Origin of the sequence: Aneurinibacillus tyrosinisolvens, from assembly GCF_001015055.1 — a bacterium.
Classification (GTDB): Bacteria; Bacillota; Bacilli; order Aneurinibacillales; family Aneurinibacillaceae; genus Aneurinibacillus_A; species Aneurinibacillus_A tyrosinisolvens.
Genome location: NZ_BBWZ01000014.1, coordinates 45,317 through 71,407, shown reverse-complemented (window position 1 = coordinate 71,407; position 26,091 = coordinate 45,317). Strand labels below are relative to the sequence as shown.

Annotated in this window: 23 protein-coding genes and 3 pseudogenes; 6 read left to right on the top strand and 20 right to left on the bottom strand. The window is 43.2% G+C overall.

All coding sequences use genetic code 11. The features are described 5' to 3' along the window. Positions 1 to 17: 17 nt before the first annotated feature. On the top strand, positions 18 to 716 hold the full coding sequence (locus MBEAL2_RS14325) for a M15 family metallopeptidase (protein WP_082129944.1): 699 nt from the start codon (positions 18 to 20) through the stop codon (positions 714 to 716). A gap of 522 nt (positions 717 to 1,238) precedes the next feature. Here MBEAL2_RS14325 and MBEAL2_RS14320 read toward each other — a convergent pair. The 3 genes from MBEAL2_RS14320 to MBEAL2_RS14310 form a co-directional block, all read right to left on the bottom strand. Continuing rightward, positions 1,239 to 1,658, bottom strand: coding sequence for a TIR domain-containing protein (locus tag MBEAL2_RS14320; RefSeq protein ID WP_269082481.1), 420 nt, complete (start codon positions 1,656 to 1,658; stop codon positions 1,239 to 1,241). Between the two features lie 198 nt (positions 1,659 to 1,856). Continuing rightward, positions 1,857 to 3,575, bottom strand: coding sequence for an assimilatory sulfite reductase (NADPH) hemoprotein subunit (cysI, locus tag MBEAL2_RS14315; protein WP_047152969.1), 1,719 nt, complete (start codon positions 3,573 to 3,575; stop codon positions 1,857 to 1,859). 26 nt (positions 3,576 to 3,601) lie between these two features. After that, the gene (locus MBEAL2_RS14310; protein WP_047152968.1) at positions 3,602 to 5,419 is read right to left on the bottom strand and encodes an assimilatory sulfite reductase (NADPH) flavoprotein subunit; all 1,818 of its coding nucleotides are present in this window, start codon (positions 5,417 to 5,419) and stop codon (positions 3,602 to 3,604) included. Positions 5,420 to 5,932: 513 nt separating this feature from the next. Between MBEAL2_RS14310 and MBEAL2_RS14305 the strand changes: the two genes are divergently transcribed. Further along, positions 5,933 to 6,340 carry an SET domain-containing protein gene (locus MBEAL2_RS14305; protein WP_047152967.1) on the top strand — a complete coding sequence of 136 codons (408 nt, stop codon included), beginning with the start codon at positions 5,933 to 5,935 and terminating at the stop codon, positions 6,338 to 6,340. 125 nt (positions 6,341 to 6,465) lie between these two features. Here MBEAL2_RS14305 and MBEAL2_RS14300 read toward each other — a convergent pair whose 3' ends face one another. From MBEAL2_RS14300 to MBEAL2_RS14245, 14 genes and pseudogenes are all read right to left on the bottom strand, one after another. Next, on the bottom strand, positions 6,466 to 6,699 hold the full coding sequence (locus MBEAL2_RS14300; RefSeq protein WP_047152966.1) for a hypothetical protein: 234 nt from the start codon (positions 6,697 to 6,699) through the stop codon (positions 6,466 to 6,468). Positions 6,700 to 6,800: 101 nt separating this feature from the next. Continuing rightward, positions 6,801 to 7,943 carry a cell division protein FtsZ gene (ftsZ, locus tag MBEAL2_RS14295; protein ID WP_047152965.1) on the bottom strand — a complete coding sequence of 381 codons (1,143 nt, stop codon included), beginning with the start codon at positions 7,941 to 7,943 and terminating at the stop codon, positions 6,801 to 6,803. Positions 7,944 to 8,058: 115 nt separating this feature from the next. Further along, positions 8,059 to 8,181: pseudogene (locus MBEAL2_RS30255) on the bottom strand (cold shock domain-containing protein); the annotation flags it as partial. Between the two features lie 431 nt (positions 8,182 to 8,612). Then, positions 8,613 to 10,496: a sigma-54-dependent Fis family transcriptional regulator gene (locus MBEAL2_RS14290; protein ID WP_047152964.1), complete on the bottom strand. Its 1,884-nt coding sequence runs from the start codon at positions 10,494 to 10,496 to the stop codon at positions 8,613 to 8,615. A 267-nt stretch (positions 10,497 to 10,763) separates the two neighbouring features. Then, positions 10,764 to 11,822, bottom strand: coding sequence for a 2,3-butanediol dehydrogenase (locus MBEAL2_RS14285; protein ID WP_047152963.1), 1,059 nt, complete (start codon positions 11,820 to 11,822; stop codon positions 10,764 to 10,766). Between the two features lie 53 nt (positions 11,823 to 11,875). Further along, entirely contained in the window at positions 11,876 to 12,139 is a 264-nt protein-coding gene (locus MBEAL2_RS14280) for an SDR family oxidoreductase (RefSeq protein WP_082129943.1), read from the bottom strand. A gap of 13 nt (positions 12,140 to 12,152) precedes the next feature. Next, positions 12,153 to 12,263: pseudogene (locus MBEAL2_RS31125) on the bottom strand (SDR family NAD(P)-dependent oxidoreductase); the annotation flags it as partial. 54 nt (positions 12,264 to 12,317) lie between these two features. Then, a pseudogene (gene lpdA / locus MBEAL2_RS14275) lies at positions 12,318 to 13,696 on the bottom strand (dihydrolipoyl dehydrogenase). 15 nt (positions 13,697 to 13,711) lie between these two features. Beyond that, positions 13,712 to 14,959: a dihydrolipoamide acetyltransferase family protein gene (locus tag MBEAL2_RS14270; protein WP_047152962.1), complete on the bottom strand. Its 1,248-nt coding sequence runs from the start codon at positions 14,957 to 14,959 to the stop codon at positions 13,712 to 13,714. A 30-nt stretch (positions 14,960 to 14,989) separates the two neighbouring features. Further along, positions 14,990 to 16,024, bottom strand: a complete 1,035-nt coding sequence (locus MBEAL2_RS14265; RefSeq protein WP_047152961.1) for an alpha-ketoacid dehydrogenase subunit beta — start codon at positions 16,022 to 16,024, stop codon at positions 14,990 to 14,992. Positions 16,025 to 16,047: 23 nt separating this feature from the next. Beyond that, on the bottom strand, positions 16,048 to 17,040 hold the full coding sequence (locus MBEAL2_RS14260; RefSeq protein WP_047152960.1) for a thiamine pyrophosphate-dependent dehydrogenase E1 component subunit alpha: 993 nt from the start codon (positions 17,038 to 17,040) through the stop codon (positions 16,048 to 16,050). Between the two features lie 161 nt (positions 17,041 to 17,201). Next, the gene (locus tag MBEAL2_RS14255) at positions 17,202 to 18,188 is read right to left on the bottom strand and encodes a glutaminase (RefSeq protein ID WP_047152959.1); all 987 of its coding nucleotides are present in this window, start codon (positions 18,186 to 18,188) and stop codon (positions 17,202 to 17,204) included. 97 nt (positions 18,189 to 18,285) lie between these two features. After that, entirely contained in the window at positions 18,286 to 20,007 is a 1,722-nt protein-coding gene (gene polX / locus MBEAL2_RS14250; protein ID WP_047152958.1) for a DNA polymerase/3'-5' exonuclease PolX, read from the bottom strand. A 27-nt stretch (positions 20,008 to 20,034) separates the two neighbouring features. Further along, positions 20,035 to 21,306, bottom strand: a complete 1,272-nt coding sequence (locus MBEAL2_RS14245; protein WP_047152957.1) for an Nramp family divalent metal transporter — start codon at positions 21,304 to 21,306, stop codon at positions 20,035 to 20,037. A gap of 254 nt (positions 21,307 to 21,560) precedes the next feature. Here MBEAL2_RS14245 and MBEAL2_RS14240 point away from each other — a divergent pair, with 254 nt between their 5' ends. Continuing rightward, positions 21,561 to 22,283, top strand: coding sequence for a 3D domain-containing protein (locus MBEAL2_RS14240; protein WP_047152956.1), 723 nt, complete (start codon positions 21,561 to 21,563; stop codon positions 22,281 to 22,283). A gap of 65 nt (positions 22,284 to 22,348) precedes the next feature. On the opposite strand, the gene MBEAL2_RS14235 is transcribed toward MBEAL2_RS14240, so the two are convergent. The 3 genes from MBEAL2_RS14235 to MBEAL2_RS14225 form a co-directional block, all read right to left on the bottom strand. Next, a complete protein-coding gene (locus tag MBEAL2_RS14235; RefSeq protein WP_047152955.1) occupies positions 22,349 to 22,840 on the bottom strand; it encodes a hypothetical protein in 492 nt (163 codons plus the stop codon). 119 nt (positions 22,841 to 22,959) lie between these two features. Further along, positions 22,960 to 23,337, bottom strand: coding sequence for a hypothetical protein (locus MBEAL2_RS14230; protein WP_047152954.1), 378 nt, complete (start codon positions 23,335 to 23,337; stop codon positions 22,960 to 22,962). 106 nt (positions 23,338 to 23,443) lie between these two features. Next, positions 23,444 to 23,704, bottom strand: a complete 261-nt coding sequence (locus MBEAL2_RS14225) for a hypothetical protein (RefSeq protein ID WP_047152953.1) — start codon at positions 23,702 to 23,704, stop codon at positions 23,444 to 23,446. A 231-nt stretch (positions 23,705 to 23,935) separates the two neighbouring features. On the opposite strand from MBEAL2_RS14225, the gene MBEAL2_RS14220 reads away from it, so the two are divergent. From MBEAL2_RS14220 to cysK, 3 genes are all read left to right on the top strand, one after another. After that, positions 23,936 to 24,289 carry a CidA/LrgA family protein gene (locus tag MBEAL2_RS14220; protein ID WP_047152952.1) on the top strand — a complete coding sequence of 118 codons (354 nt, stop codon included), beginning with the start codon at positions 23,936 to 23,938 and terminating at the stop codon, positions 24,287 to 24,289. After that, positions 24,286 to 24,972 (top strand): LrgB family protein, encoded by a 687-nt coding sequence (locus MBEAL2_RS14215; protein WP_047152951.1) that lies wholly within the window; start codon positions 24,286 to 24,288, stop codon positions 24,970 to 24,972. The genes MBEAL2_RS14220 and MBEAL2_RS14215 overlap by 4 nt, the downstream gene beginning before the upstream one ends. Before the next feature lie 120 nt (positions 24,973 to 25,092). Next, positions 25,093 to 26,034, top strand: coding sequence for a cysteine synthase A (gene cysK / locus MBEAL2_RS14210; protein WP_047152950.1), 942 nt, complete (start codon positions 25,093 to 25,095; stop codon positions 26,032 to 26,034). Positions 26,035 to 26,091 lie beyond the last annotated feature (57 nt).

Genomic DNA, 26,091 nt, shown 5'->3' with positions numbered 1-26,091 from the left:
ACAGGAGGTGATATACTATGAAATGCTTACGAATAGGTCTGGTTTTAACCTGTATAGTCGCTACATTTGTAGGATGCATATGTACAAAGAATACACCTACGGAAACTATATCTAGAGGAACTATATCTGCAGGAAGTATGCACGTACCAGTTGATATTGGTTACAGTAGCATTCCTGCCAGCGTACAGCATAAAATAACGGGTGTTTCTTTCCGTAAAAGAACGCCTGTGAAAATGAGCGATTTATCGTATGTTAAAGTACGCTATATCGGCTTTGATAATAAAGAGCATATGGGAGAGCTTATCGTTCACAAGGAGCTGGCAAAAGAAGTGCTGACTATTTTTGAAGAACTGTACCAAAAAAAATTTCCGATTGAAAAAATAAGGCTGATTGATGAGTACAAGGGATCTGATGATTTATCGATGAAAAACAATAATACATCCGCTTTTAATACAAGGATGATCGCTGGTAAAAAGCAGCTATCAAACCACAGCTATGGTGTAGCAATCGACATTAACCCAGTACAAAACCCTGAGGTACGAGGAATCAAAGTACGCCCGGGTAACGCTAAAGCCTATGCGAATCGACAAATCGTTCGTAAAGGTATGATTATAAAAGGCGATGCTTGCTATAGCGCGTTCAAAAAACGGGATTGGAGTTGGGGCGGAGAATGGAAAAACATAAAAGATTATCAACATTTTGAGAAAAAAACATAGGAAGTTTACGGTATTTCATAAGGAGTGAAAAATTTGTTTTTATCCAGAAATCATGAGAAAAGTAACAAAGACAGAGAAAGAAAAAAAATCACTTCAGAAAACGACTAATTGAAAGGTTTCCTGAAACAAAAATTAGTGATGCTCTTACAGACTGCTTAGATTATGGGTTAATTAAAACCTATAAAGTTGAAAATCCTGATGATCTCAATCATCCAACAACAGCTTGTAAATTAAGTCGTAATAAAATGGTCAGGCAAATTTTAAATCAGGAGTGAGTATCTTTCTTCATAAAAAAACACCTCAATCTCTAGATTGAAGTGTTTTTTAATATGCTTAATAATTCTCTTATGCCCGATTTTCAAAAAAATCGCCGTATTTAGCTTTGCGTTTATACACAACGGCTCCGACTTGTTCTTTACCTTTTACGGATGCTACTGCCTTTACGCCAACAACAGGTTCACCAAGTTTATATAAATCCTTGTCAGGAACCTTTCTTTATAACTGTTGGATTAATAAATCTAGTCATTCAGAAGCACCTCCAAAAAGATAATTTATTGTTTTCATCAAATCATAGTTTGCGTTATCAGAATGAATAAGCTCTTTGGTCAATTTAAGGGTAAAAAGAGCAACTCCATCCCTCTCTTTTTGCCTTAATTTGGCTTCTTCTAAAAGTACAGCCGGGTCTTCATAACTTCCCAGTTCTTGGACTTGTTGTATTATATGATTGCAGGCTACATTTACTGCAGCAGGAAAATTTTGTTTGTCACGCACTTCGTATTTCAAAGCAGAAATTCCAATTAAATCCGAAGGCAGGTGATAACCTTCAATTTCCGTGTCGTTTAACACTTTGGGTACTGTATTTGGAATCAAATAAAAAACCCGTCCTCTCCTTAACTTTCCCCAAAAAAGACCCATTTCAAACAAAGTATTATCTCGTGTGATTTCTGGGCTTGTTTTGTTCCATAATGCCTCCAGGGAATTTTGTTAATTTAGTTTTTGGATAGGTTTGATATGTATCGGGGCACTTGTAAGATATTCCCTTTTAAGTATATCATAATTTGTATGTGATAAGTTGTTAGGTTTAAACTGGACACAATAAAAAAGAGACAGGAATGCGTTCCTGTCTCTAATCCATCTTGATCAATCATGAAAATTCGTGCCGTCTGTCACTGCTTTGACGACGCCGGCGCGGATGACAAAGTCACCGAAGTGCTCGCCTTCCTGTCTTTCTTTCGCGTAGCGGGAAAGAAGCACACGCAGTTCGCGCAAAATTTCTTCTTCACCGATGTTTTCGCGGTACATTTTGCTTAGGCGGCTGCCGTCAAAGGCTGCGCCAAGATACATGTTGTATTTGCCAACCGCTTTGCCGATAAAGGCAATCTCGCCAAGCGCCGGACGGGCACAGCCGTTCGGGCAGCCGGTCATGCGGATGGTAATTTCTTCATTCTGCAGGCCGCTTTCATCAACAATGGCCTCGATTTTCTCAAGGAGAACCGGTAAATAGCGTTCTGCTTCCGCCATCGCCAATCCGCAAGTCGGAAGTGCGACGCACACCAGCGAGCTGCGGCGGAGTGCTGAATAATCCTTGCCATCCGTCAAACCGTATTGTTCAATCAGTTCGCTAATCTTTTTCTTTTTCTGGCTAGATACATTAGCAATGATCACGTTTTGATTTCCCGTCAGACGGAAATCACCGGTATGGATTTTGGCGATCTCGCGCAAGCCGGTCATCAGCTTGTAATCATCAAAATCCGCAATGCGGCCACCCTGGACAAACAGTGTAAAATGCCATGTTCCTTGAACGCCTTTCACCCAGCCGTAGCGGTCGCCGTTATGGTCGAAATGATATGGCTTCGCTTCATCCAGGCTCCAGCCGAGGCGGTTTTCCAGTTCAGCCTTAACCGTTTCCAGCCCGAGTCGGTCAACTGTGTATTTGAACCGGGCATTTTTGCGGGAGGAACGGTTTCCGTAGTCGCGCTGAATCGTAATGGTTTTTTCCGCCACATCATACATTTGGTCCGGCGTACAGAAGCCGATTACTTTGGCGAGCTGCGGATACGTCGCTTTGTCGCCGTGCGTCATGCCCATACCGCCGCCGATTGCCACGTTAAAACCGACCAGCTTGCCATCTTCAACAATTGCAATGAATCCAAGGTCCTGTGAAAAGACATCAATGTCATTCGATGGCGGAACGGCGATACCAATCTTAAACTTCCGCGGCAAATAAAGCGGTCCATACATTGGTTCAACTTCTTCGATTTCCGGCGTGCCGGCCACTTTTTCTTCATCCAGCCAAATTTCATGATACGCTCTTGTGCGTGGCAATAAATCATCACTTAATCGTTTCGACCACTCATATACTTCAGAATGGATCTCAGATTGGTAGGGATTTGAGTTGCACATGACGTTTCGGTTTACATCGCCGCACGCCGCAATGGTATCTAAAAGGGACGAATGGATTTCCTGAATTGTTTCTTTCATATTCCATTTTAAAATACCATGCATTTGAAACGTCTCGCGTGTTGTCAGTTTTAAAGTGCCGTTGCCGTTCTTTTGCGCAAGCTCGTCCATGACAAGCCACTGATCCGGTGTTGCCACACCCCCCGGCAAACGGACGCGCAGCATGAACTGATAGGCAGGTTCTAGTTTTTGCTTTTGGCGCTCATTACGGAGATCCCGGTCATCCTGCAAGTAGCTGCCGTGATGTTTCATGAGGCGATTGTCATCTTCGGGAATTCCGGCGCTGATCCGATCCTGCATCACTTCCTTCAGTGTGCCGCGCAAATAGTTGCTCTCTTCTTTAATGCGCTCAACATCGCTTGGCGGGCCGTCCGGCGCTTTTAAAATTGGGTTTACCATGTTGAAAAACTCCTTTCAATCCAAAATCAGTATACATCACGCTGGTAACGTTTTTGCTGCTGCATGTCGGCAAGGTAAGCTTCCGCTTTCTCACGGCTCATGCTGCCTTCTTTTGCAATAATTTCAATAAACGTGTTATGGACGTCATGTGCCATGTTTTTCTCATCGCCGCAAATGTAAACGACGGCTCCTTCTTGAAGCCACTCGAACAATTCTTTGCCGTGTTCAAACATGCGGTGCTGCACATACACTTTTTCGTCCGTGTCACGCGAAAACGCGACATCCATTTTCGTCAGCACACCGTCTTTTACCCACTTCTGCCATTCGGTCTGGTAAAGGAAATCCGTCACGAAATGCTGGTCGCCGAAGAACAGCCATGATTTTCCTTGCGCTCCAGTTTCTTCGCGTTCCTGCATAAAGGAGCGGAACGGCGCAATGCCTGTTCCCGGTCCAACCATGATGAGCGGCGTATCCGGGTTCTTTGGCAGCTTAAAGTTTTGGTTATGCTGAATGTAAACCGGAAGTGTGTCCCCTGGCTGCAGACGTTCCGCTGCTAAAATGGAGCAGACGCCTCTTCGTTCGCGTCCATGGGCATCGTATCGGACGGCGCCGATTGTCAAATGCACCTCATCCGGATTCGCGGATAAGCTGCTCGCAATCGAATAAAGACGGGCCGGTATTTTCCGGAGAATGGAGATAAACTCTTGCGCCGATACACCCCACAGGACAAAATCACGGACCAAATCAAGCAAATCGCGCCCTTCAAGATACGCTTTTAATTTCTCTTCATTGCCCGGTGATAAAAGCTCCCGTAAGCTCTCATTCGCTGAAAGCTGCGCTGCCTGCTCAAGAAGCGGTTTTGTTAAAACGGTAATTTCAAAGTGAGAGGTGAGCGCTTCTTTAAGCGAACGAATGTCTCCCTGTTTATTGACCGTTACCATTTCTTCCGGATTCCATTTCATTTCCTCAAGAAGCATATCTACAAGAGCCGGATCGTTTTCCGGATAAACACCCAGGCTGTCACCTGGTTCAAATGTGAGGCCAGACCCTGCAAGTGATAGCTCAAGGTGGCGTGTTTCTTTATTCGAGCCGCGGCCGTTCAAATTTAAATTTTCAAGCACTTCCGCTTTAAACGGATATGTTCTGGAATACGCCGATTCACCTACTTGGGGTGCTGCTGGAGCAGGTGCGGTACCTCCGCCCTGCACTCCACTTAAGCCGCTAAAAACTCCTTCAAGCCATTCGGACGCCGGCTCATCATAGTCAAGGTCGCAGTCAACGCGCGGACAAAGCCGTGTGCCGCCGAGCTCTTCCAGCCGCTGATCGAATTCTTTTCCCGTCTGGCAAAAGAATTCATAGGAGCTGTCTCCAAGCGACAAAACAGAAAAGTGGAGATCGTCGAGCTTCGGCGCCCGTCTGCCATGAAGAAACTCATGGAACGACAGCGCGTTATCCGGCGGGTCGCCTTCTCCATGTGTGCTCACGACAATAAGCAGGTTTTGGACTTTCTTCAAATTGTTTGGCTTAAAATCGCTCATGGACGAGACGGTTACTTGAAAGCCGCGCCCCTCAAGCGTCTTGCCCGCCTTCTCCGCAAGCCCCTGCGCGTTGCCCGTCTGTGATCCGTAAAGAATGGTCACTTCTTTTGAGATTGTCTGCCCGGTGCTCCCGGCAGGAAGTTCTGCCGCCGGCGCTTCTGGTGTTGCCGGAACGAAAGCAGTCTGGGACGCGGCCAGATAACCGCTCAGCCAGACTTTTTGTGATTCTGTCAAGGTTGGCAGAAGGCGGTTAAGGAGATCTGCCTGCTCCTGATTAAACGGACTGTTCATTACCTGAAATTGCAACGATATCCACCTCACAAAGGAATATAAACTTATTGTACGTCATTTTACTTGTAATGACTGGTTTCAACAATTCTTGCCATTCACTTTTCAGTGAAAAAATGATTGATTTTATCGCATTTCTATTATTCACATAAATTAAGTCAGTTTTAATTATATAAACTATTCAAAGATCTTATAGATTGGTTCTTAATTAAGAGCAGAAATTTTTTTTCGCAATGGTGCCATTTTTATAAAGTAGACACTTCCTTAAAAAAGTTTATAATTCAACTTTACCGGAAGTCACCGCATTAGTAAAATACAAATAAATTATTATAGCTATTAAGATTACTAATGATAAGGTGAGATTCTTTTATACTATGACACGTTAAAATTCTCATTGGCCACAATGATGATTTAAGACGATTTGAAGAAGAAATTGACATTGATGAGTTAAAACACTTGCTTTCATCCTTTTCAACTGGCAAGCTTAAGAAGATAAGAGACTTCATCAAAAAGAACGCGTAGGTGACTAACATGATTGAGATAAAAATTTCTACACTGAGCAATGGAGAGTTCAATAGAGGGGTATTCGCGACACTTGATATAGCAAAAGGTGAGCTTATACATGAAGCACCAGTTATTCCTTATCCTAATGAGGAGCATATTTTTATAGAGCAAACGGTACTTGCTGATTACGTGTTTGAGTATGGTGCTAACCACACCGCAGTGGTCTTAGGATATGGGATGCTGTTTAACCATTCATATAAGCCGAATGCCACTTATGATATTAACTTTAAGAACCACACGTTTGACTTCTATGCTTACACAGACATAAAAGCAGGAGAAGAGATCCTCATCAACTATAATGGTGATGTCGATGACAAAGATCCACTATGGTTTAATAAGGGAGAGATGGATAATGGCAAAGAACAAACCAATTAACTTCTGACATATTTCTGCCCTACTCTTTTTCTGAGTAGGTTTTCTTATTTAATCCAGCTAAAGTAAAAGCAGACCCTAAAATCAGAGTCTGTTTATCGATTATCCTTACTATGCAATTTAAATGATTATAGATAAACCACTTCATAATATTTAACAGTATCATCGATTATAATTGGAGCAGAAAAATATATTTTTCCTTTGTAAAACTCAGTGAGTATATAATTGTTTCCCTCTATAACCTTCACACCTTCCGATGATCCACTTTCGAGATATTCTTTTGTCATTAAAATTTCTTTCACTGGCTTTTGAAACATAAAAATTTTGTTTTTAAATGTATGAAAATCAATGTGAGTATCCATTCTAAACGCCTCCTTATTTTCATTAAAATATGGACTGTTTAATGTAAAATATAAGGACAGACTTAAGATTCATTTTATGATACTAGGCTAAGTTCCCCTTTTTAACGACGTCGATTACGGTCACGCAAGAACGTTGGAATGTCCAACGCATCTTCTGTTTGGGGATTTATATTTGTATAGTCCGCTTGTGGTTCCTTACGCTTATGTTTGGGTTGAGAGTAAGGTTGCTGACTCTCCGGGTTAGTAACAGATAATGATAATGGGTTAATCTGTTTTGGTTGCATAAAATCTTGGTCGTTTAAGCCTGTTGCAATAACTGTTACAATAATTTCATCTTTAAGATTCTCATTAATAACGGAACCGAAAATCATATTCAATTCTTGATGAGAAGCGGCGGCAACAATATCAACTGCCTCTTGAACTTCATAAAGACTTAAATTACTACCAACAGTAATATTCATTAATATATTTTGAGCCCCATCAATTGATGTTTCCAGTAATGGACTGGAAATAGCCATTTTCGCTGCTTTTGCTGCGCGATTTTCACCAACTGAAATACCAATTCCCATTAGGGCAGAACCTTTATCAGACATGATTGTCTTTACATCAGCAAAGTCTAAGTTAATTAAACCCGGTACATTAATTAAATCTGAAATACTTTGTACACCTTGACGTAAGATGTTATCTGCTTCACGGAATGCTTCAAGTATTGGTGTCTTTTTATCAACCATTTCTAATAGATGGTCATTTGGAATTACAATTAAAGTGTCAACGGCTTCTTTCAATGATGCTATACCGTTAGCTGCCTGAGTCGCACGCCTTCTACCTTCAAATGTAAACGGACGTGTAACTACCCCAACAGTTAGTGCCCCTAATTCACGAGCAATTTGAGCGATAACTGGAGCTGCCCCCGTACCTGTTCCACCGCCCATGCCAGCAGTGACAAATACCATATCCGCCCCTTCTAACACTTCTTGAATTTGTTCTTTACTTTCTTCCGCTGCTTTTTTACCTACCTGCGGATTTGCTCCTGCTCCAAGTCCTCTAGTAAGCTTTTCACCAATTTGTATTTTAATTTCAGTTTTTGATAGATGAAGGGCTTGGACGTCTGTATTGACAACAATAAATTCAACACCTTGCACCCCATGCTCAATCATTCGGTTAACAGCACTATTTCCGCCACCACCGACACCGATAACTTTTATTGTTGCTAACTGATCTACCATTGTATCGAACTCCAAAATGATTATCCCCCCTTTATTTGATTCATTTTAGTAATAAAAAAAGGCTGCTAACAAACATGATGTTGTCAGCGGCCTTGAACTCATACATCTATCGTATAAGCTTTTTGTTATTGGTTTATAACTTAACAACGTTGGCAGCTTGAGCGCCACGATTGCCTTGGGTAATGTCAAAGCTTACTCGCTGGCCTTCTTCAAGGGATTTGAATCCTTCTCCTGTAATGGCAGAAAAATGTGTGAATGATAAATATCAATACATAATTAAGTTTTACATGTAGTATAGCACATTCATTTCCAAATAACAACAAATTTACACTGAGAGCCAGCAATAAATTATTGTTAGCGACGCTACTCCATTTGTACTTGGGACTTCATAACAGATTTCCCCTATTACGTTCGATTAGAATCTGTGTACATTTCGTTTACCGCTTTCTTTTCCAGCATTACCGGGTATAATAAAATTAAGAAACAGCATATATTAAAATAGACCGGTGATGCTGCTAACACCAACGGTCATGCAATAGAGGGTTCCCTGCAAGGGGGATCAGCAATATCGAGGAATAATCCACTGAGCTGCTAACTCAAGGGTGGATTATTTTTTTTTGACTAAATTATCTCGTCTTTTCCATTTCAGTCCATCTATATTGGTAAAAAGTCGCTTCTCCATCAATACTATAACCCGAATTTTTGAAGCCGCTTGTAAAAAGTACTCCTCGGAATATCTAGAAATTTGGCTGCTGCAGTAACGTTTCCCTTTGTTTTTTGTAAGGCCTCCAGCATTAGTGCCCTTTGAATTTTCTCCCGTATTCTAAGTTCAGATGCTGTATCTTCTATCCCTTTAAGTTGACCTGAAGATTGGCGGCCTGATTCTTGAATGGTCTCAAATGGAAACAATGAATTTAATATCTGGCCCATGTTTGCTAGTTCGTCTGAGAGCAAAATATGCATTCGTTCCAACATATTCAATAGCTCTCTTATGTTGCCAGGCCAGGCGTAATCTCTCAATCGTTCAAATAATTCGTCAGTAAATGGAATGTTCCAGTTATTTTTTTGGCAAAAATGACGGACGAGGTGTGGAAAATCTTCCGTTCTCTCACGCAAAGAAGGTACAGATATTGGATACACATTGAGGCGATAAAATAAGTCCTGGCGAAAGGTTCCTTTATTTACAAGCTCGGCAAGATTACGGTGTGTCGCGGTAATGATACGTACATCTAAAGGAATTTCTTTTGTCCCCCCTACTGGAACAACCACTCGTTCCTGTAACACACGTAAAAGCGCCACCTGCATAGAAGGCGGAATTTCACCGATTTCATCAAGAAAAATTGTTCCATGGTTAGCTTGTTCAAACTTTCCTTTATATCCCTGCCTTTTTGCCCCTGTAAAAGCCCCTTCGGTATAACCGAACAGCTCGCTTTCCATTAAATCCTTCGGTAATGCTCCACAATTAAGAGCGATAAACGGTCCGTTTTTACGGGGGCTATTCTCATGAATGGCTTGGGCAACCAACTCTTTCCCTGTTCCTGTTTCACCGGTTATATATACGTTTGAATCTGTAGGTGCAACCAGCTTTATTTTTTTTAAAGTGTCCTGAAAAGATTCACTTACCCCCATTTCTCCCCTGAAATAAAACGGTTTAGGAGAGAAAGCCGGAAAAATCCTATTTCGGTTATAAAGAGCTTCTTCTGCTAAAAACAAGCATTTTCCCATGGTGGCATTATGTTCTCTCAAGTGCAGGAGGGTTTCCGTTTCAATTCGATACCCGTTTAGTAAAAGTTCATTGAGACTCATACCAACCGATTGAGGAACTTTATTACGAACCCATTTGCTTGCGGAAATAACGACGCCTTTTTGGTTACAAACGACAAAGAGCTGATTGCCGTAGGTTTCTGCTAATTCAATGGATTGCTGAGTGAATGCCAATTCCCTTTTAGAGGAGCGGATGGCTATTTCCCGCTCGATCGCATAGGCAATAGAGGCAACCATTCCAAGCATAAAAGGATGTGAATGGTCAACCGGACACGAAACATCAATGACGCCAAGTGTTTGTCCATCTTCATTAAAAATGGGCGTAGCTGCACAGCTCCAATTATGAGAAGCGATGGAATAATGCTCGGTACCGTTAATCATAACAGCTTCTCTCGTCTGCAAAGCTGTTCCAATCGCGTTTGTACCGACCTCAGTCTCGGTCCAACGTACACCCTCAACAAAATTTATTTTGCCTGCTTCATCGAGTATTTTGTCATTTCCTGACAAGGACAATACATATCCATCTGCATCGACCAGGAGGGCCATCATTCCTGCTTCTCTAATTGCCGGGCTCATTCTGGCTAAATGGGACGTTGCTGCATCCATAAGCTGTGCGTTCTTTTCTCTTTGAATGTTCAATAAGTCGCCTGATAATACAAGCTGGCCTTTGTTTAAATAGGGATTCACCTGTTCTTTTTTGCAGCGATACCATGATTCCATAATGCGTTTGTTCAAACGGGCTGGATCAAGAACTCCTTCGTCTACAAATCGCTTCCAGGTATTTAAATAACAAATAGTTGCGGACATAGGATCCCCCTCTAATCATTTGGCTGAAACACTTTCCACATTGATTTGAGAAATACTACTTGTTGGTTATATGGCAGTGGGAGTGATGATGGACGCTTCTTAAAATGGGTTTTTAATTCGGGGTTTATTTCACTATTATAGTAGACTTCTGTATCCGCTTTCAACCTGTAGTTTTTATACTTTTAATAAAATTCAAAAAAATGGCTTCGCGTAAGTTTTACGCGAAGCTCTACTAAATTCCCTTGGTTTTCAGATGAATAGAAATTTTCAAGAGGATGGATTTACCAGAATCTTAATTTGGTTTTTGCTTTGAGTTAATGCTTCGAAGCCCTCAGAAACGATGTGTTCTATATCGATTTTTCTGGTTACTAATTCTGACGCCTGAATTTGACCATTGGCAATAAGTTGAATAACCTGGGGAAAAATATTTCGATAAGCAATGATACTGGTCATCCTTCGTTCCGTTAAAATGAAATTGTTTACCGGGATCTCCGCTGGTCTTTCCCATATACTAATATTAACTACATTACCTTCTGATCTTGTTGATTCGATTGCAGCATTTATGGTAGATTCAATTCCTGCCACCTCAAAAGCTACATCCACACCCAGACCATTTGTATGCTCTTTAATAGTTTGAACAACATCCACTTCCAGTGGGTTGGCAATCACATGAGCGCCAACTTGTTTGGCGATTTCCCTGCGTTCCGGGGATACTTCAACCGCAATAATTTGGCTGGCTCCCGCCGCCTTAGCTGCTTGAATCACCAACAACCCAATTGGACCGGTACCAAACACAGCGACTGAATCTCCAATTTTCAAACCACTCTGACGAACGGCATGTACCGCGACAGCAGTAGGTTCCACCAAAGCCGCTTGTTCCCAGGTCATATGGTCCGGAATTTTATGGACCATGCTCGCTGGCACTACACTGTATTCTGCAAATCCGCCATAACCACCAGATAGCCCGACAAATCCTAACTGTTCACACACATTGTAATGCCCTTTCTGGCAGGATGCACATTTACCGCAGCTTAAAATAGGCTCTACACATACTCTTTCCCCTACTTTGACGCTTGTGACAGATTCCCCTACTCCTACTACTTCACCGGCAAACTCATGCCCCATGATGATGGGAGCTTTATCTTTGGAGATTGGGTGCGGTTCCTCAACGGGAACAAAGATAGGCCCGGCCAAATATTCATGGAGATCAGAACCGCAAATTCCACAATAGGAAACTTTGATTTTAACGTCATTCTTTCCAACTGAAGGTTCAGCTATATCCTCTACCCGGACATCCCTTAGGTTGTGCCACAATGCAGCTTTCATCTTTTCTCCCCTCCTTATAGTAATTAGTTGTCTATCCTTCATTGTTTTAACATTTACGAAAAAATAACTCCACCATCAATCATTACGGATTGCCCTGTCATATAATCAGCGTCCTCTGAAGCAAGGTAAGATACAAATTTCGCAACATCTTCTGGTGTTTCAGGGCGTCCTAGTGTAATGCTTTCAGAAAACTTTTTAAAAGCTTGCCCCTTTTCCAAGTTCATATATTCTCCCATTTTTTCGTCAATCAATTCCCACATTTGAGTTCCCACGATTCCTGGGCAGTACGCATTAACTGTAATCCCATACTGCGCCAATTCCTGTGCGGCCGCCTGTGTAAGGCACTACATTGAAATCGTCCCGGGCAAGACGCAATGCAATGGCACGCCCAATTCCGCGTCCTGCTCCAGTGACAAGCGCTATTTTTTCTTTTGTATTCATCCAATACGCCCTCCTTAGAAATCAAAACCTATCCATTTTCACGGTGCACAATTTTTAAACATGTACGGCTTGCCCCACGGCACTTAGTAATGCTTCATGAATGGACTCGGATAATGTTGGATGTGCTGCGATCATCCCTTCGATAAAATCTGTTGTCATCTCCGCGTGCATCATGACGGTCCCCTGGCCGATTAATTCCGTAGCATGGGGCCCTACGATCGAAAAGCCGAGGATTTCATTATATTGAGGCTCTACGATTACTTTTACTTTTCCCATCCGTTCGTTAGAAATTAAAGCTTTTCCGTTTGCTGAAAACGGGAACTCACCTATTTTAATATCACCGTATCGCTGTCTTGCCTGTGTTTCCGTCATGCCTACGCTGGCGATCTCGGGAGAGGTATAAATACAGCGGGGAACAGCCCGGTAATTTACTTTTACGTCATAGCCAGACGCATTCAACGCTGCGACGTTTCCCTCATGAAAAGCAACGTGGGCAAGCTGGATTCCTCCAATGACATCGCCACAGGCATAGATAGAAGAAATGTTCGTCTGCATTCGTTCATTTACGTTAATTCCTTGTCTGGAAAAATCGACTCCGATATTCTCCAGACCCAGATCAGCTATTCTTGGTTTTCTGCCAATCGACACGAGTGCATAATCTGCTTCCATTTCATAAGTGCCCTCGTTGTTTTCCAATACTGCCTTCTTCTTTTCCGCATCCAAATCTCTAACAGAAGTCGACGTATGGATGATAACACCGTGACTTTCCAATTCCTTATGTAGCACAGAAGCGATGTCTTCATCCTCACCCGGCAGCAGTTGTTCCGCCATCTCGACGATGGTTACTTTCGTTCCCATTCGGTTATAGACGCTTGCAAACTCGCAGCCAATCACTCCACCGCCTACAATCAGAAGAGAAGAAGGAATGGACGGAAGCGACATCGCCTGGCCGCTATGGATAATCCACTTACCATCAAAAGGTGCACATGGCAGGGAAATGGGTTCTGATCCTGAAGCAATGATGATTTCATTGGCTTCAAGCTCTTCTTGCGAGTGGTCGGTCTTTACACTTAATCGATGACTCGTTAAAAAGGACGCATCCCCTCTTATCACTTGAATCTTGTTTTTCCTCATTAAATACTGAATGCCTTGAACGAGTGTGGCGACAATTCCATTTTTACGCTGTTGTATGACGTTCCAATCTATTCCGATGGTTCCAGATGGCAGGCTGACACCAAACTGTGTTGCGTTTTTCACGAGCTCATAGGTGTCAGCACTTTGCAATAAAGACTTAGTTGGCATACAGCCTCATTTAAGCACGTTCCCCCTAATGGCCCCTGATCAATAACAGTCACTTTGTTTCCCTGCCGGGCAGCTGTAATCGCCGCTACATACCCAGCAGGGCCGCCTCCAATAATCGCTATCGATGGCAAAGGATTTCCTCCTTTCTATAAAAGCATGGTCAACGGCTCTTCTAAATACTGTTTAACTGTTCTTAAAAAGGTTGAAGCAGGGGCTCCATCAAGAACACGGTGATCAAAAGTTAAACTGAGCGGCAGAATGCGTCTTATTTTCAATTCTTCATCAATATATACAGGAGTATCAAAGGCAGCACCAATCCCTAGAATTCCCGCTTCTGGAGGGTTTAAGATTGGGGTGAAGTGCTCTACCCCGTAGCTGCCAAGATTACTAATAGTAAAAGTGGAACCTTGCATTTCTTCACTGGTAAGCTGCCCTTGTCTGGCTCGTGCAGCAAGTTCTTTACTTTTTTTGGATAACTCCAGTATTGTGCAGCTTTCAGCATGCTGAATGACCGGGACAACTAACCCTTTCTCAAGAGCTACCGCGATTCCTAGATGGATATGGTCAAAAAAGTGGATCGTATCTTCTATATAAGCACTGTTCATTTGCGGATGCTCTTTTAGTGAAAGAACCACTGCACGGGCCACAAAATCTGTCACTGTCAGCTTAGCTTCAGTACGTTTTTGAATGACTGAGGCTACTTGTTTTTGCAGCGCTATTAAATCCGTTACATCGACCTTCATTGTGATGGTCAATTGCGCGCTATTTCGTAAGCTGTCCTGCATCCGGGCTGCAATTACTTTTCGCATTCCGCTTACCGGAACCTGGTTTCCTTTCGCTTCTAATTGCACCGGATTAACGATATTCCCTTCTTTTTTCTCGGGCGTTGCTTCCGGTGAATGGGAACTCTTAATTGCTTCCTCGACATCTTCCTTTGTAATCCTCCCTCCCGGTCCTGTACCTTGAATATTCTCAAGCTCAAGGTTGGCTGTCTGTGCCATTTTCCGGGCAACAGGAGAAATTTTAACTCTGGCATCGTCCCTGCTAATCGGCAGGGTGGACGACTCATGTAGCTCATCTGTCCTTTGCGCTTCTTTCATTTCAATTTGCGGCTTGTTTTCCTCTACGCTGGCTTCGTTCGTTATCACTTCTTCACTTGGATTTCCGATATAGCATATGACGGTACCAGGGGGGACGCCTTGCCCCTCTGGTACCGTGATTTTCAAAACCGTTCCCTCCGTTGGAGATTCAACATCAATTTCAATCTTCTCTGAATTGACGCTCGCGATCGCTTCTCCCTTTTCGACCGAATCCCCAACCTGCTTATTCCAGAACGCTACTGTGCCTTCCTTCATCGCCATTCCTAATTTCGGCATTACCACTTCTACAGCCATCCGGTTTCTCTCCCTTCTATCTTCGTTCTCTTATACGCCGAGAGGGAATGCTTCCCCTAATAACTCTGAGACTACTTTGATTACTTTCTCTGGGGTAGGAAGATAGATATCTTCTAACGGTGGCGAAAACGGTACGGGCGTATGCGGTGCTGTAATCCGCTTAATTGGCGCATCGAGCGAATCGAAACCTTTGTCTGCAACGAGAGCTGCAATATCGGTAGCAATGCTGCATCTTGGGTTTGCTTCATCAATAACGATGAGTCGATTGGTTTTGGCAACCGAGGAAAGAATCGTTTCTTCATCAAGCGGTGATAAGCTTCGCGGATCCACGACCTCAATTTGGATTCCTTTAGCTGCTAGCTGTTCAGCTGCCTGTAAAGCTGTATGAACTTGTTTGCCGATGGCAACGATCGTTAAATCCATACCTTCCCGCTTCACTTCCGCTTTTCCAAGCGGAACTGTGTAATATCCTTCCGGCACTTCTCCAGTCATGTTATAAAGGGTTTTGTCCTCAAAAAAGACGACGGGATCGTTATCTTCAATAGCAGCAAGCAACAAACCTTTTGCATCATAAGGGGTCGATGGAACGACCACTTTTAGCCCCGGAATAGCTGTAAACAGACCATATAAGCTTTGGGAATGCTGAGCGGCAGCTCGAAAACCTGCTCCATGCATCGTGCGAATGGTAATAGGGACCTGGGCTTTTCCTCCAAACATGTAGCGGAACTTTGCCCCTTGATTCATCACCTCGTCCAAACAGCTTCCGATAAAATCGTTAAACATTAACTCTGCAATCGGCCGTAAGCCTGTTGAAGCAGCTGCCATGGCTGCTCCCATATAACCTGCTTCTGCAATGGGTGTATCTAAAATTCGCTCGCGGCCGAATTCTTGAACCAGTCCTTTTGTGACGCCTAATACGCCTCCCCAGGCCTCTTCATCCTGCAGGTGATCAACTTCGGCTCCGCCCGCTACATCCTCTCCCATCAGAATGACGTTCTCATCTTTTCTCATCGCAAGCTTCATCGCTTCATTAATGGCAGCCGACATACTCAATGTTCTTGTCATTATGAATTCCTCCTATTTTCTAATTAATAAGATACATATACATCTGTTAACAATTCGGAATCGTTTGGATATGGACTTTCTTCACTGAACTTAACCGCTTCTTTAACTGTCTCTTCTACAGAAGATTCTAGTATGGTCAATTCTTGTTCATCCAACAGCTGCTGTTTCAGCAAATACTGTTTAAATTGAACAATGGCGTCCTTCTCCTGCAAATGGTCTTTCTTTTCTTGTTCGGTTTTATATTTCTGGGCATCTCCCTCAAAGTGGCCATAATTGCGATAGGTCACACACTCTATCAATGTTGGTCCTTCTCCCCTGCGGGCTCTTTGGACTGCCTCTTCAGCAGCCTGGTAAACGGCTACTACATCTTTTCCATCCACTCGAATCCCAGGGATATTGTAACCAATCGCACGATCAACAATGGACTTACAGCTTGAAGCATAGGTAAACGGTGTGGCCTCGGCATAGCCGTTATTTTCTGCAACAAAAACAACGGGAAGATTCCAAATGGCGGCCAGGTTGATACCTTCATGAAACGTGCCGTGGTTGTTGGCACCATCTCCAAAAAAGCAAACGCTTACATTTTTGGTTTTCTTATACTTTGCGGTTAAAGCTGCACCACAGGCCAGCGGGAAGCCCCCTCCAACGATTCCATTCGCTCCCAACATTCCTTTGTCTAAATCCGCAATATGCATGGATCCGCCTTTTCCTTTACACAATCCTGTCACCTTTCCATAAATTTCAGCCATCATCCCGTTTAAATCGCACCCTTTAGCAATACAATGACCATGCCCCCGATGGGTACTGGTAATACTGTCTTGATCCGTAAGATGAGCACAAACCCCAACGGCTACTGCTTCCTCTCCGGCATATAAATGAACAAATCCCGGGAGGATTCCCTGTGCGAATAACTCATGTACTCTGTCTTCAAATTTGCGGATTTCCAGCATCTTTTTATACATCCAATGCGCCTTTTCCTGAGATAATACTATCTCTTTGCTTTGCATCGTTTCCATTTTCCAGCCTCCTATCGTAATTTTGAGTCACTATACAATAATGCAAGCATCACGCCAAAATGGAAATGGCCTAAAAAGGAGGAATTTAGCCATTTATAAGGCAGCAAAAAAGAGACAAAATGAGACGGGTGTCTCGTTTTGTCTCTTTTTGTGTACAAAGATTAAAATACACTAAGCTCCCACTCTGCTGCTATATGCTCAAGCAACTTGACTCCTGCAGCGCTGTTACCCGCTTCGTCAATGGCCGGGCCATAAATACCGATACCGCATCCGTTATGAAACGGTGTTGTCTTATGCTGCCTGGGTGGAACGGCGGTCATAATCGCACCGGAAACCCCGCTTTTTGACGGCGCACCGACAAAGGCGGCAAATTTCCCGGAAGCATTGTACATGCCGCACGTTAGCATGACCGCTTTGGTCAGTCTGGCGAGCTTGATAGGAATGAGCTGCTTCCTCTGCAGCGGATCATATCCATCACAGGCCAGCACAAGTCCGATTTTTGCCAGATCTTCCGTCGTAACTTCGATTGCGCATTGCCTCAGGTAAATATCGATCGCATCATCCACTGCACATTCCAGCAGTCCTTCCGCTTTTAAATAATGAGCCAGCGCAAAATTGTAATGGGCGGTCTCCCGCTCAGAGATGAATACACTGTGATTGACCGAGGGCCGCCGCCCCAGCAGCATTTCCATCATATCAAGCAGTCCTGAGAATTTTTCCTCTTTTGAGGTACCCGGAAGCAATGAGGCAACCGTAATCGCGCCTGCATTAATCATCGGATTAAATGGTTTTCCGGGCTTTTTAAGCTCAAGCCGTATAATCGAATTATATGGATCACCGGTTGGTTCTACATCTACATGCTCCAACACATAGGGGATACCATGCGCAAGACAAACAGCCATAAAGCTAATTACTTTAGACACGCTTTGCATCGTAAATGTGACATCTGCTTCCCCTCCCTTAATGATTTCTCCATCGTGTCCAATAATACAGATCCCAAGGGCGCCCGGATCCGCATGCCGCAGCGCGGGAATATATTCTGCACATGCTCCTGTGCCAGTGTATTTCCGGTGCTGCTCTACCCAGTGATGAAGGCGTTTATCGCACTCGTTTTGTGTCTCATATCGTGCATATGTCGTTTGATTCATCCATATACCCTCTCTTCCATACAGGAATGTATAAGGGTAGTGTTTCCGAAAAAATAAAAAAACGGAGAATGAGTCCCCGCTTTATCATACGCAATCGTCATGAATCATTTCTTTTTAAGAAGGCGATCAAACCATCTGCATTTTTGGCATTCAAGACGGAATCTCTCCTAATCCAGCCTTTTTTTGCCGTAGAGACGCCGATTTTCATATCTTCAAGCATATCAATACTGTGCGCATCTGTATTGATAACGATGGTAACGCCTGCCTCCTGGGCCTGCCTTAAATAAGGAGCTGCCAGGTCTAGCCGGTGTGGGTTGGCATTCAACTCAAGCGCTGTGTCCGTCTCTTTCGCAAGCTCGATCAGCATATCCATATCCACTTCATATCCTGGCCTTCTTCCGATGACTCTTCCCGTTGGATGGGCGATAATATCGACATTTGGATTTTGCAGGGCGTTTTTTAACCGTTTCATAATGGATGCCTTCGGCTGTGAAAAGCTTGAGTGGATTGCGGCGATAACGATATCCATTTCAGCCAATAATTCATCATCATAATCAAGCGAACCGTTAGGAAGGATATCCATCTCAATTCCAGAAAGTATGGTAATGTCATGATACTTTTTATTCAGCTCATGAATGATTCTTTTCTGTTCATGCAATCTTTCAGCCGTGAGTCCGTTTGCGACCTTCAAGTATTGCGAGTGATCGGTGATCGCCATGTATTTATATCCTTTGGCCCTGCAGGCCTCAACCATCTCTTCAATTGTATAGGCCCCATCGCTCCAGGTCGTATGCATATGCAGATCCCCCTGGATGTCAGGGAGTGATATCAACTCTCCAGGTTCCTTGAAATGGTCTACTTCTGTTCCATCCTCACGCGTTTCCGGCGGAATGAACGGGAGGCCAAAATGGGCAAAAAAGGCCTCTTCATTTTCAAAGGTAAGGATTTCACCTGTCTCAGCAACCTCGACCCCGTATTCGCTGATTTTCTCGCCCCTATCCTTGGCAAGCTGGCGCATCCTTACATTGTGCTCTTTGGAACCGGTGAAATGGTGGAGGGCGGTGGTGAATTGTGTATCTTCCACGATTCGGAAATCGACGGAGACATCATACTGGTATCCAAGGATGACAGAAACTTTTGTATCTCCTGCAGAGATGACCTGTTTGATGCCAGCCAGGGCGAGCAGCTGCTCTTTTACCGAGGCGGGTTTGTCGGTGGAAATGATAAAATCCAGATCCTTTATCGTCTCCCTCACCCGGCGGAGGCTCCCTGCCCTGGAGTATCGAATGACATCGTTCATGTTTCGAAGCACAGCCTCGATTTCATCGGCAATAGGCATCATGAAGGCAAGCGGGAGCCTGTCTGGCCTTGACCCAGCTTCATGAATGGCGGCAAGAATCTTTTCTTCCGTTTTCTTTCCAAATCCTTCAAGTTGTCTTACTCTGCCCTCTTCACAGGCAACTTGTAAATCATGCATATCATGAATGTGAAGCTCCTTATGAAGCTTGGCGATTTTTTTTCCGCCAAGTCCTGGAAGCTGCAGAAGCGGTATCAGCCCTTCTGGCACTTCTTCCTGCAGCTCTGCGAGAACGGTCGATTTTCCCTCATGGATATACTCCTCAATAACAGCCGCAGTGCCCTTGCCAATTCCTTTTAAGGAAGTGAACTCATCTATCGTAGACAGGCTTCGCTCATCGGTTTCCAACGCTCCTGCTGCCTTTCGGAAGGCGGAAACCTTAAATGGGTTTTCACCCTTTAATTCCATGTAGATTGCAATCGTTTCCAGCAAATGAATGATATCTTTTTTATTAACAGACATGTAACCTCACCTGACTACTCGATTTGTTTATCCAAAAATTGTTTGATAAAGTAAAAATAAGTTTAATCCTACAATAATCACGGCAATTATCCACGCAACGGTTGTTGTTAGTCTGTGATTGACCAGTCCTTTCATTAATTTTTCATTGCTCGTAAAGATAATTAATGGCACAAGCGCAAAGGCAATACCAAATGACAAAGCAACCTGGCTTATCACAAGTGCCTTCGATGGGTTAACTCCTGCCATAATAATGGTTAGTGGAGGAATCATGGTAATCACCCGTCGTACATAAACGGAAATATGCTTTTTGATGTAACCCTGCATAATGACATCTCCGGTCATTGTACCAACTGATGAACTTGATAAACCGGCTGATAATAATCCAACGCCAAAGAGAATGGCTGGAATAGGGCCAATTAAATTTTCGAATTGCTGGAAGGCAACATCTAAATCCTCAACGTACAGCCCGTTTTTATGAAAAAGTGCAGCTGCGACGATGACCATACTGGCATTGATTGCACCAGCAATCAGCATAGCAATGATGATATCCAGCAATTCAAAGCGAAAAATCTTCTTCCGTTCTTTTTCATTTTCTCCAATAATCCTTTTTTGAGTTAGAGAAGAATGGAGATAGATAGCGTGTGGCATGACCGTTGCACCTAGAATTCCAGCTGCAAGCAGGATGCTATCTGTTCCTTTAAATTCTGGGATAAACATGCCATGGAGAATGGAGCCTGGTTCTGGATTTGCATAAAAAACCTGCAGTCCAAAAGCAAGCACGACAACGAAAATCATCCCGGAAATGATAGCCTCCAGTGACCGAACCCCTTTTCTTTGCATCTCCAAAATAGCAAATGAACCTGCGGCAGTTAATAGTGCGGCCGGCACTAACGAAATACCAAAAAGCAAATGCAATCCTAATGAAGCGCCAATAAATTCAGCTAAATCAGTAGCTATGATAACAAGTTCGGCTTGAATCCATAGAAAAATAGATGTCCATTTTGAGAAGTGTTCTCCGCATAATTCCGGAAGATTTTTTCCCGTCGCTATACCTAATTTTGCTGACATCGATTGGATAAGAGCCGCCATTAAATTGGCTGCAACAATCACCCAGAGGAGCATATAGCCGTATTTAGAACCCGCTGTTATGTTTGTGGCAAAGTTTCCTGGATCAATATAGGCAACAGCTGCAATGAAGGCTGGTCCTAAAAAAGGCAGAATTTGTTTAAATCCACGTTTCTCTCCTCTCAAAGAGGCTTGTGCAGATTTCCGCAACGCTTTGTTTGTTTTTTTGTTCATCGACTTAGCTGCACCACTACGATTCACCCTATCTCCTCCACATAGTTAATCTGAGTTGTGCCCTTAATAAGAGATACTATAGTAATACCCTGAAAATAAGAGATAACACCCATGCTTGCCGCAAATCTGCCCTCTTTCGAAGCGCTTCTCTGATTCATATCGGCATGATTTCTATATGGACGACATATACTCAGAAAATATAGCCGTATTGTCGTATAGTCAGCCGATAAAAATGATGACGAAGGGAGAATAAGATGATACTAAAAGGTCGTGCAGCCATGGGAGTCATTTTATTTGTGTTAATGGGCTTACTGTTCACTGTTTCTTGTGCTCAAAGCAGCAACCAAGTGGGAGGAAAACAAAAGAATCCAGCTTTAGGACGAAGCGTTTTAGAGGCTGCGCCAAAACCGGCAATGGTAAATCTATCTACACTTTCCGAGAAAGAGTCTCTCAATGAAGAGAAAACGGAAATGCTGGAAAAAAAGTTAGTCACAATCAAAAAACAAAAATCATTAAAGAAAAGCCCAGTAGTTGTTAAAGAAATGGCTCAGCATAGAAAAAGGCATCAAGCAACCAGATCCAAGAAAAGCTCGGTTGTTGTTAAGGAAACGACGGCGAAGAAAAGAACAACTGCTACAAGTCAAAGAGCATCACTGAAACAGCGGGCTGCCTATTCATTTGTAGCCAATATTTCAGCTTATACCGCCTCTCGCGAAGAGGGAACGGCTGGCGGCAGAACCGCAAGCGGCAAAAAAGCCAGAGCGGGACGTACCATTGCAGCGAGCAGACATATTCCAATGGGAACAAAGGTAAGGATTGAGGGATTGCCTGGTATTTACGTAGTTGAAGACCGCGGAGGAGCGATCCGCGGAAATAAATTGGACGTTTTCGTAGGTTCGAAAACTCAAGCGAGAAAATGGGGAAGGCAGGACCGCAAAGTCTACATTGCGGAGTGGGGCAATGGAAAAGTGGACTAGCTTGCGGTGGCCTGCTCTTAATATATAGCATCATTTTAATGTTTCTTTAGAAACCTATCAATTTTTTAAGAAGAGCCACAAGAACTACAGGAACTGCAACTACTACTGCTAGAACTGCATGAATGACTCGTACAGGATGAGTGGGTATGGTGGGTTGAATGATGGCTATGATTCGTTGTTGGTGCCGATGTGTCATGATGTGTGTGCTTCATATGGGAATGATGATGGGACTTATCGTCATCTATGGCCCATTGGGCTAAAAATGCAAACGAGAGAATATCCATACTTGCATCGTCTTTTGATGATGACTTATTTGGAGAATATGGGCGGCGTTTGCTGGGCATTACGTTATTCTTTCCTTTTTCCGCAACACGAAGAAAGAAGTCCTGCAAGCTATTAATCATAAGCGTGAGGATGTTTGTGATCACGTCCTCGCCAAATATTTCAACTGCTTGTGGACGTATATATTGCTCTGTCATTTTTTCAGGAGTCTGTTTGCTTACCCATTCCATCCATTGCATATCTACCTGTTCTTTTTTGTCCATGTTCCAAATCATTCGGTTTACCTGCCCCTCCTCTGCAGGAAACAACGTATTGTAGAAAAGAAGGAATTGTGTTCTTTTTTGTAATGAAAAAGAAGGTTGTTTGTTATCAGATGTATGTGGAGCGTGATGAATCATTTCACCGGCAAAAGAATGACACAGTGATTCGTACTCTCTTGTAAACATAAGGCTGTATGCCAGATCCCATCTACTTCCGCGCTATACATATCCACTTCCTTAAAAAGGCTGGCAAGGATGAAGAAGCATTTAAACTCATACATATAGACACGGCAGCTGTTGAGTGACCATTGTGGATGTTCTTCGGAAACTCTGCGGATAATATTCGTTTGATATTCAAGCGGAAAGGAATCATCGAGTAAATTCAAAATGGGATACGCCATGATTCCGGGTTGAAATTGGATTTGGTCAGGAGGAGCCGGCAAATCAATTTTACCCGGCAGGCTCTTGCTCCCCTGATTTCTAAGAAAGAAAGATCTAAGAAATTGAAACATAAATATTCCTCCTGTAGTTTTCTTCTTGACGCCGCATCCCCTTCTCTACTTTGAACAATTTTCCTTATAAGGACGTCCCCTATTGTTTTGGGACGTCCTTCGTCCGTTATGCCAGCTTTGTTTTAATATATTGGGCCACATCCCATAATGCGGTATTGCTGCATCCCATCAAGTCTTGTTCCGACTTGGCAATTCCTTTATCAAAGATAAAGTCTGCAACCCGGTACGCCGCGTCGGAATTCGGCTCTACTGAAAAGTGTTCTCTAAATCTTTCCTCAAAGTTGTCAAACGTACTCGGACTCGGGTCTTTAATCCTGTTGATAATCCGTCGCAAATCTTCTACTTCAGCATCTCTTAAGGCTCTCACTTCGCCATTCTTCCTTTCCTGTATTACGTACTATGTATAGGTTAGCATACTACATTTTTATAGAAAACAAGTAAAAAATCATGCAATAAAATCTTACATACAAACAGTAATCTTCACCTCAACCCTGTATGCTAAATAGTATCAAAAACATTCATTTATACAGGGGTGGCATGTGAATCCATTTCAGCTGTCCCAGGTAGGAGAAATCCTAAAGAGATTGGAGAGCGCCACATGAAACTCTTACTGGAGATGATTTTCCTTTGTATTTTATACCAACTTAGTGTTCTGTTTAGTTATCTTTTACCGCTGCCGGTTCCGCCTGTACTTATCGGTATGGGGGTGCTGCTTCTGCTTCTTGTAACGAAGGTAATAAGACCGGAACATTTACAACGTTCGAGCCAGTTCTTTTCCCGTCATATGATGCTGTTTTTTATCCCTGTTATTGTGGGGATTGTTCAATATTGGGGCGTTTTACAGCAGGGTGGATGGCATTTGATGTTTACCGTTGTGATAAGCACGGCTTTCGTGCTGATTTCTACAGCCTTAATCACCATGATGGGCAAAAAAAGGAGGGAACTAAAATGATGCTATATCACATGATAATGTGGATCATTCTTACATCGGTCACCTATGTTGTAGGATGCAGGGTGCATAAAAAATTACCCTATACATGGAGCAGCCCCGTTTTTTTCTGTCCAGCTCTCCTAATCTTAATCTTATGGTTGACCCATACTAACTATCCCACCTACCGATCAGCTGCACAACCCCTTACCTTTTTTCTTGGTCCTCTTCAATTGGCGATGGTTATCCCTATATATAGATATGCCTCCGTATTAAAACAATATATTTTTACAATCTTAACAGGTGTTTTCATCGGTACATGTTCTGGTATCCTTTTTGTCATTGGATTATCCCGCCTTTTTCATTTCAGTCTGTCTACGATTGCATCCTTAGCTCCTAAATCCGTTACCGCACCCATGGCAGTGTCTGTTTCCCATACCCTTGGCGGGCTACCAGAACTCACGGCAGTTTTCACCATGATGACGGCTGTAATCGGAATGCTAATCGGCCCTATCATTCTTCGCTGGATGGGGATTAAAAATAAGATGGCGAGAGGATTGGCTTTAGGTACGGCTGCTTCTATGGTAGGAGCTGCCCGGGCTGCGCAGTGGGGAGAGCTGGAAGGAACCATGGGAATGCTGGGTATGGTGCTTTCTGCCTTATTAATGCCTATATTGGCCCCAGAGCTTTTATCCATCCTGTTCTAAAAGAAAAAAAGTCGGTCCCTTATAATTTAAAGGGACTGCCTTTGCACATTGACAATTTAGAAAATTATTGATAAGTTTTATATAAATCCAATAAATTTAATCGGAATTGGGAGTGGCAGAATGGTACGCGTAGCAAACTCTATTACAGAATTAATCGGACAAACCCCAGTTGTAAAATTGAACAAACTTGGAGATGAGAATGCAGCCGACATCTATTTAAAACTTGAGTTCATGAATCCAGGCAGCAGTGTTAAAGACCGCATTGGACTCGCTATGATTGAAGATGCTGAGAAGAAAGGTACATTAAAACCAGGCGGTACCATTGTGGAACCGACAAGCGGGAATACAGGAATTGGACTCGCTATGGTAGCTGCAGCAAAAGGCTATCGCGCTATCCTCGTAATGCCGGATACTATGAGTGTAGAACGCCGCACTTTACTTCGTGCTTACGGAGCAGAGCTTGTATTGACACCTGGAAGTGAAGGAATGAAAGGCGCCGTTCAAAAGGCAGCAGAATTAGCAGAAAAACATGGGTATTTTATGCCGCAGCAATTTCAAAACGAAGCCAATCCGCAGGTTCACCGCAATACAACAGGAAAAGAAATTGTAGAGCAAATGGGAGATCAGTTAGATGCATTTGTGGCGGGGATTGGAACAGGCGGAACGATTACCGGCGCTGGAGAAGTTTTAAAAGAGGCATATCCGGCTATTAAACTATATGCGGTTGAGCCTGCTGATTCCCCTATTTTGAGCGGAGGAAAACCAGGACCACACAAAATTCAAGGTCTTGGGGCAAATTTCATTCCCGATATTTTAAATACGAGTCTGTATGATGAAATCATCCAGGTTACAAATGATGAAGCTTTTGAATATGCAAGAAAAGTAGCAAGAGAAGAAGGAATTTTAGCAGGAATCTCGTCCGGAGCAGCGATTGCTGCAGCGATTAAGGTAGCGAAGGAATTAGGAAAAGGGAAAAAGGTATTAGCCATTATTCCAGATACCGGAGAGCGGTACTTAAGTACACCATTGTACCAGCCTGAAGAAAGCAAAGCTCTATTTTAATTTTATGAGTTAAAAAGAAGCCATGGAAAGTTTAAAAACTTTCCATGGCTTCTTTAC

Bases quoted from the DNA above. Each gene is read 5' to 3' on its own strand.
- MBEAL2_RS14325 (WP_082129944.1), top strand. From the start codon at position 18: ATGAAATGCTTACGAATAGGTCTGGTTTTAACCTGTATAGTCGCTACA.
- cysI (WP_047152969.1), bottom strand. From the start codon at position 3,575: ATGGTAAACCCAATTTTAAAAGCGCCGGACGGCCCGCCAAGCGATGTT.
- MBEAL2_RS14305 (WP_047152967.1), top strand. From the start codon at position 5,933: ATGATTGAGATAAAAATTTCTACACTGAGCAATGGAGAGTTCAATAGA.
- MBEAL2_RS14300 (WP_047152966.1), bottom strand. From the start codon at position 6,699: ATGGATACTCACATTGATTTTCATACATTTAAAAACAAAATTTTTATG.
- MBEAL2_RS14290 (WP_047152964.1), bottom strand. From the start codon at position 10,496: ATGTCCGCAACTATTTGTTATTTAAATACCTGGAAGCGATTTGTAGAC.
- MBEAL2_RS14285 (WP_047152963.1), bottom strand. From the start codon at position 11,822: ATGAAAGCTGCATTGTGGCACAACCTAAGGGATGTCCGGGTAGAGGAT.
- MBEAL2_RS14270 (WP_047152962.1), bottom strand. From the start codon at position 14,959: ATGGCTGTAGAAGTGGTAATGCCGAAATTAGGAATGGCGATGAAGGAA.
- MBEAL2_RS14265 (WP_047152961.1), bottom strand. From the start codon at position 16,024: ATGACAAGAACATTGAGTATGTCGGCTGCCATTAATGAAGCGATGAAG.
- MBEAL2_RS14260 (WP_047152960.1), bottom strand. From the start codon at position 17,040: ATGGAAACGATGCAAAGCAAAGAGATAGTATTATCTCAGGAAAAGGCG.
- MBEAL2_RS14255 (WP_047152959.1), bottom strand. From the start codon at position 18,188: ATGAATCAAACGACATATGCACGATATGAGACACAAAACGAGTGCGAT.
- polX (WP_047152958.1), bottom strand. From the start codon at position 20,007: ATGTCTGTTAATAAAAAAGATATCATTCATTTGCTGGAAACGATTGCA.
- MBEAL2_RS14245 (WP_047152957.1), bottom strand. From the start codon at position 21,306: ATGAACAAAAAAACAAACAAAGCGTTGCGGAAATCTGCACAAGCCTCT.
- MBEAL2_RS14240 (WP_047152956.1), top strand. From the start codon at position 21,561: ATGATACTAAAAGGTCGTGCAGCCATGGGAGTCATTTTATTTGTGTTA.
- MBEAL2_RS14235 (WP_047152955.1), bottom strand. From the start codon at position 22,840: ATGATTTGGAACATGGACAAAAAAGAACAGGTAGATATGCAATGGATG.
- MBEAL2_RS14230 (WP_047152954.1), bottom strand. From the start codon at position 23,337: ATGTTTCAATTTCTTAGATCTTTCTTTCTTAGAAATCAGGGGAGCAAG.
- MBEAL2_RS14220 (WP_047152952.1), top strand. From the start codon at position 23,936: ATGAAACTCTTACTGGAGATGATTTTCCTTTGTATTTTATACCAACTT.
- MBEAL2_RS14215 (WP_047152951.1), top strand. From the start codon at position 24,286: ATGATGCTATATCACATGATAATGTGGATCATTCTTACATCGGTCACC.
- cysK (WP_047152950.1), top strand. From the start codon at position 25,093: ATGGTACGCGTAGCAAACTCTATTACAGAATTAATCGGACAAACCCCA.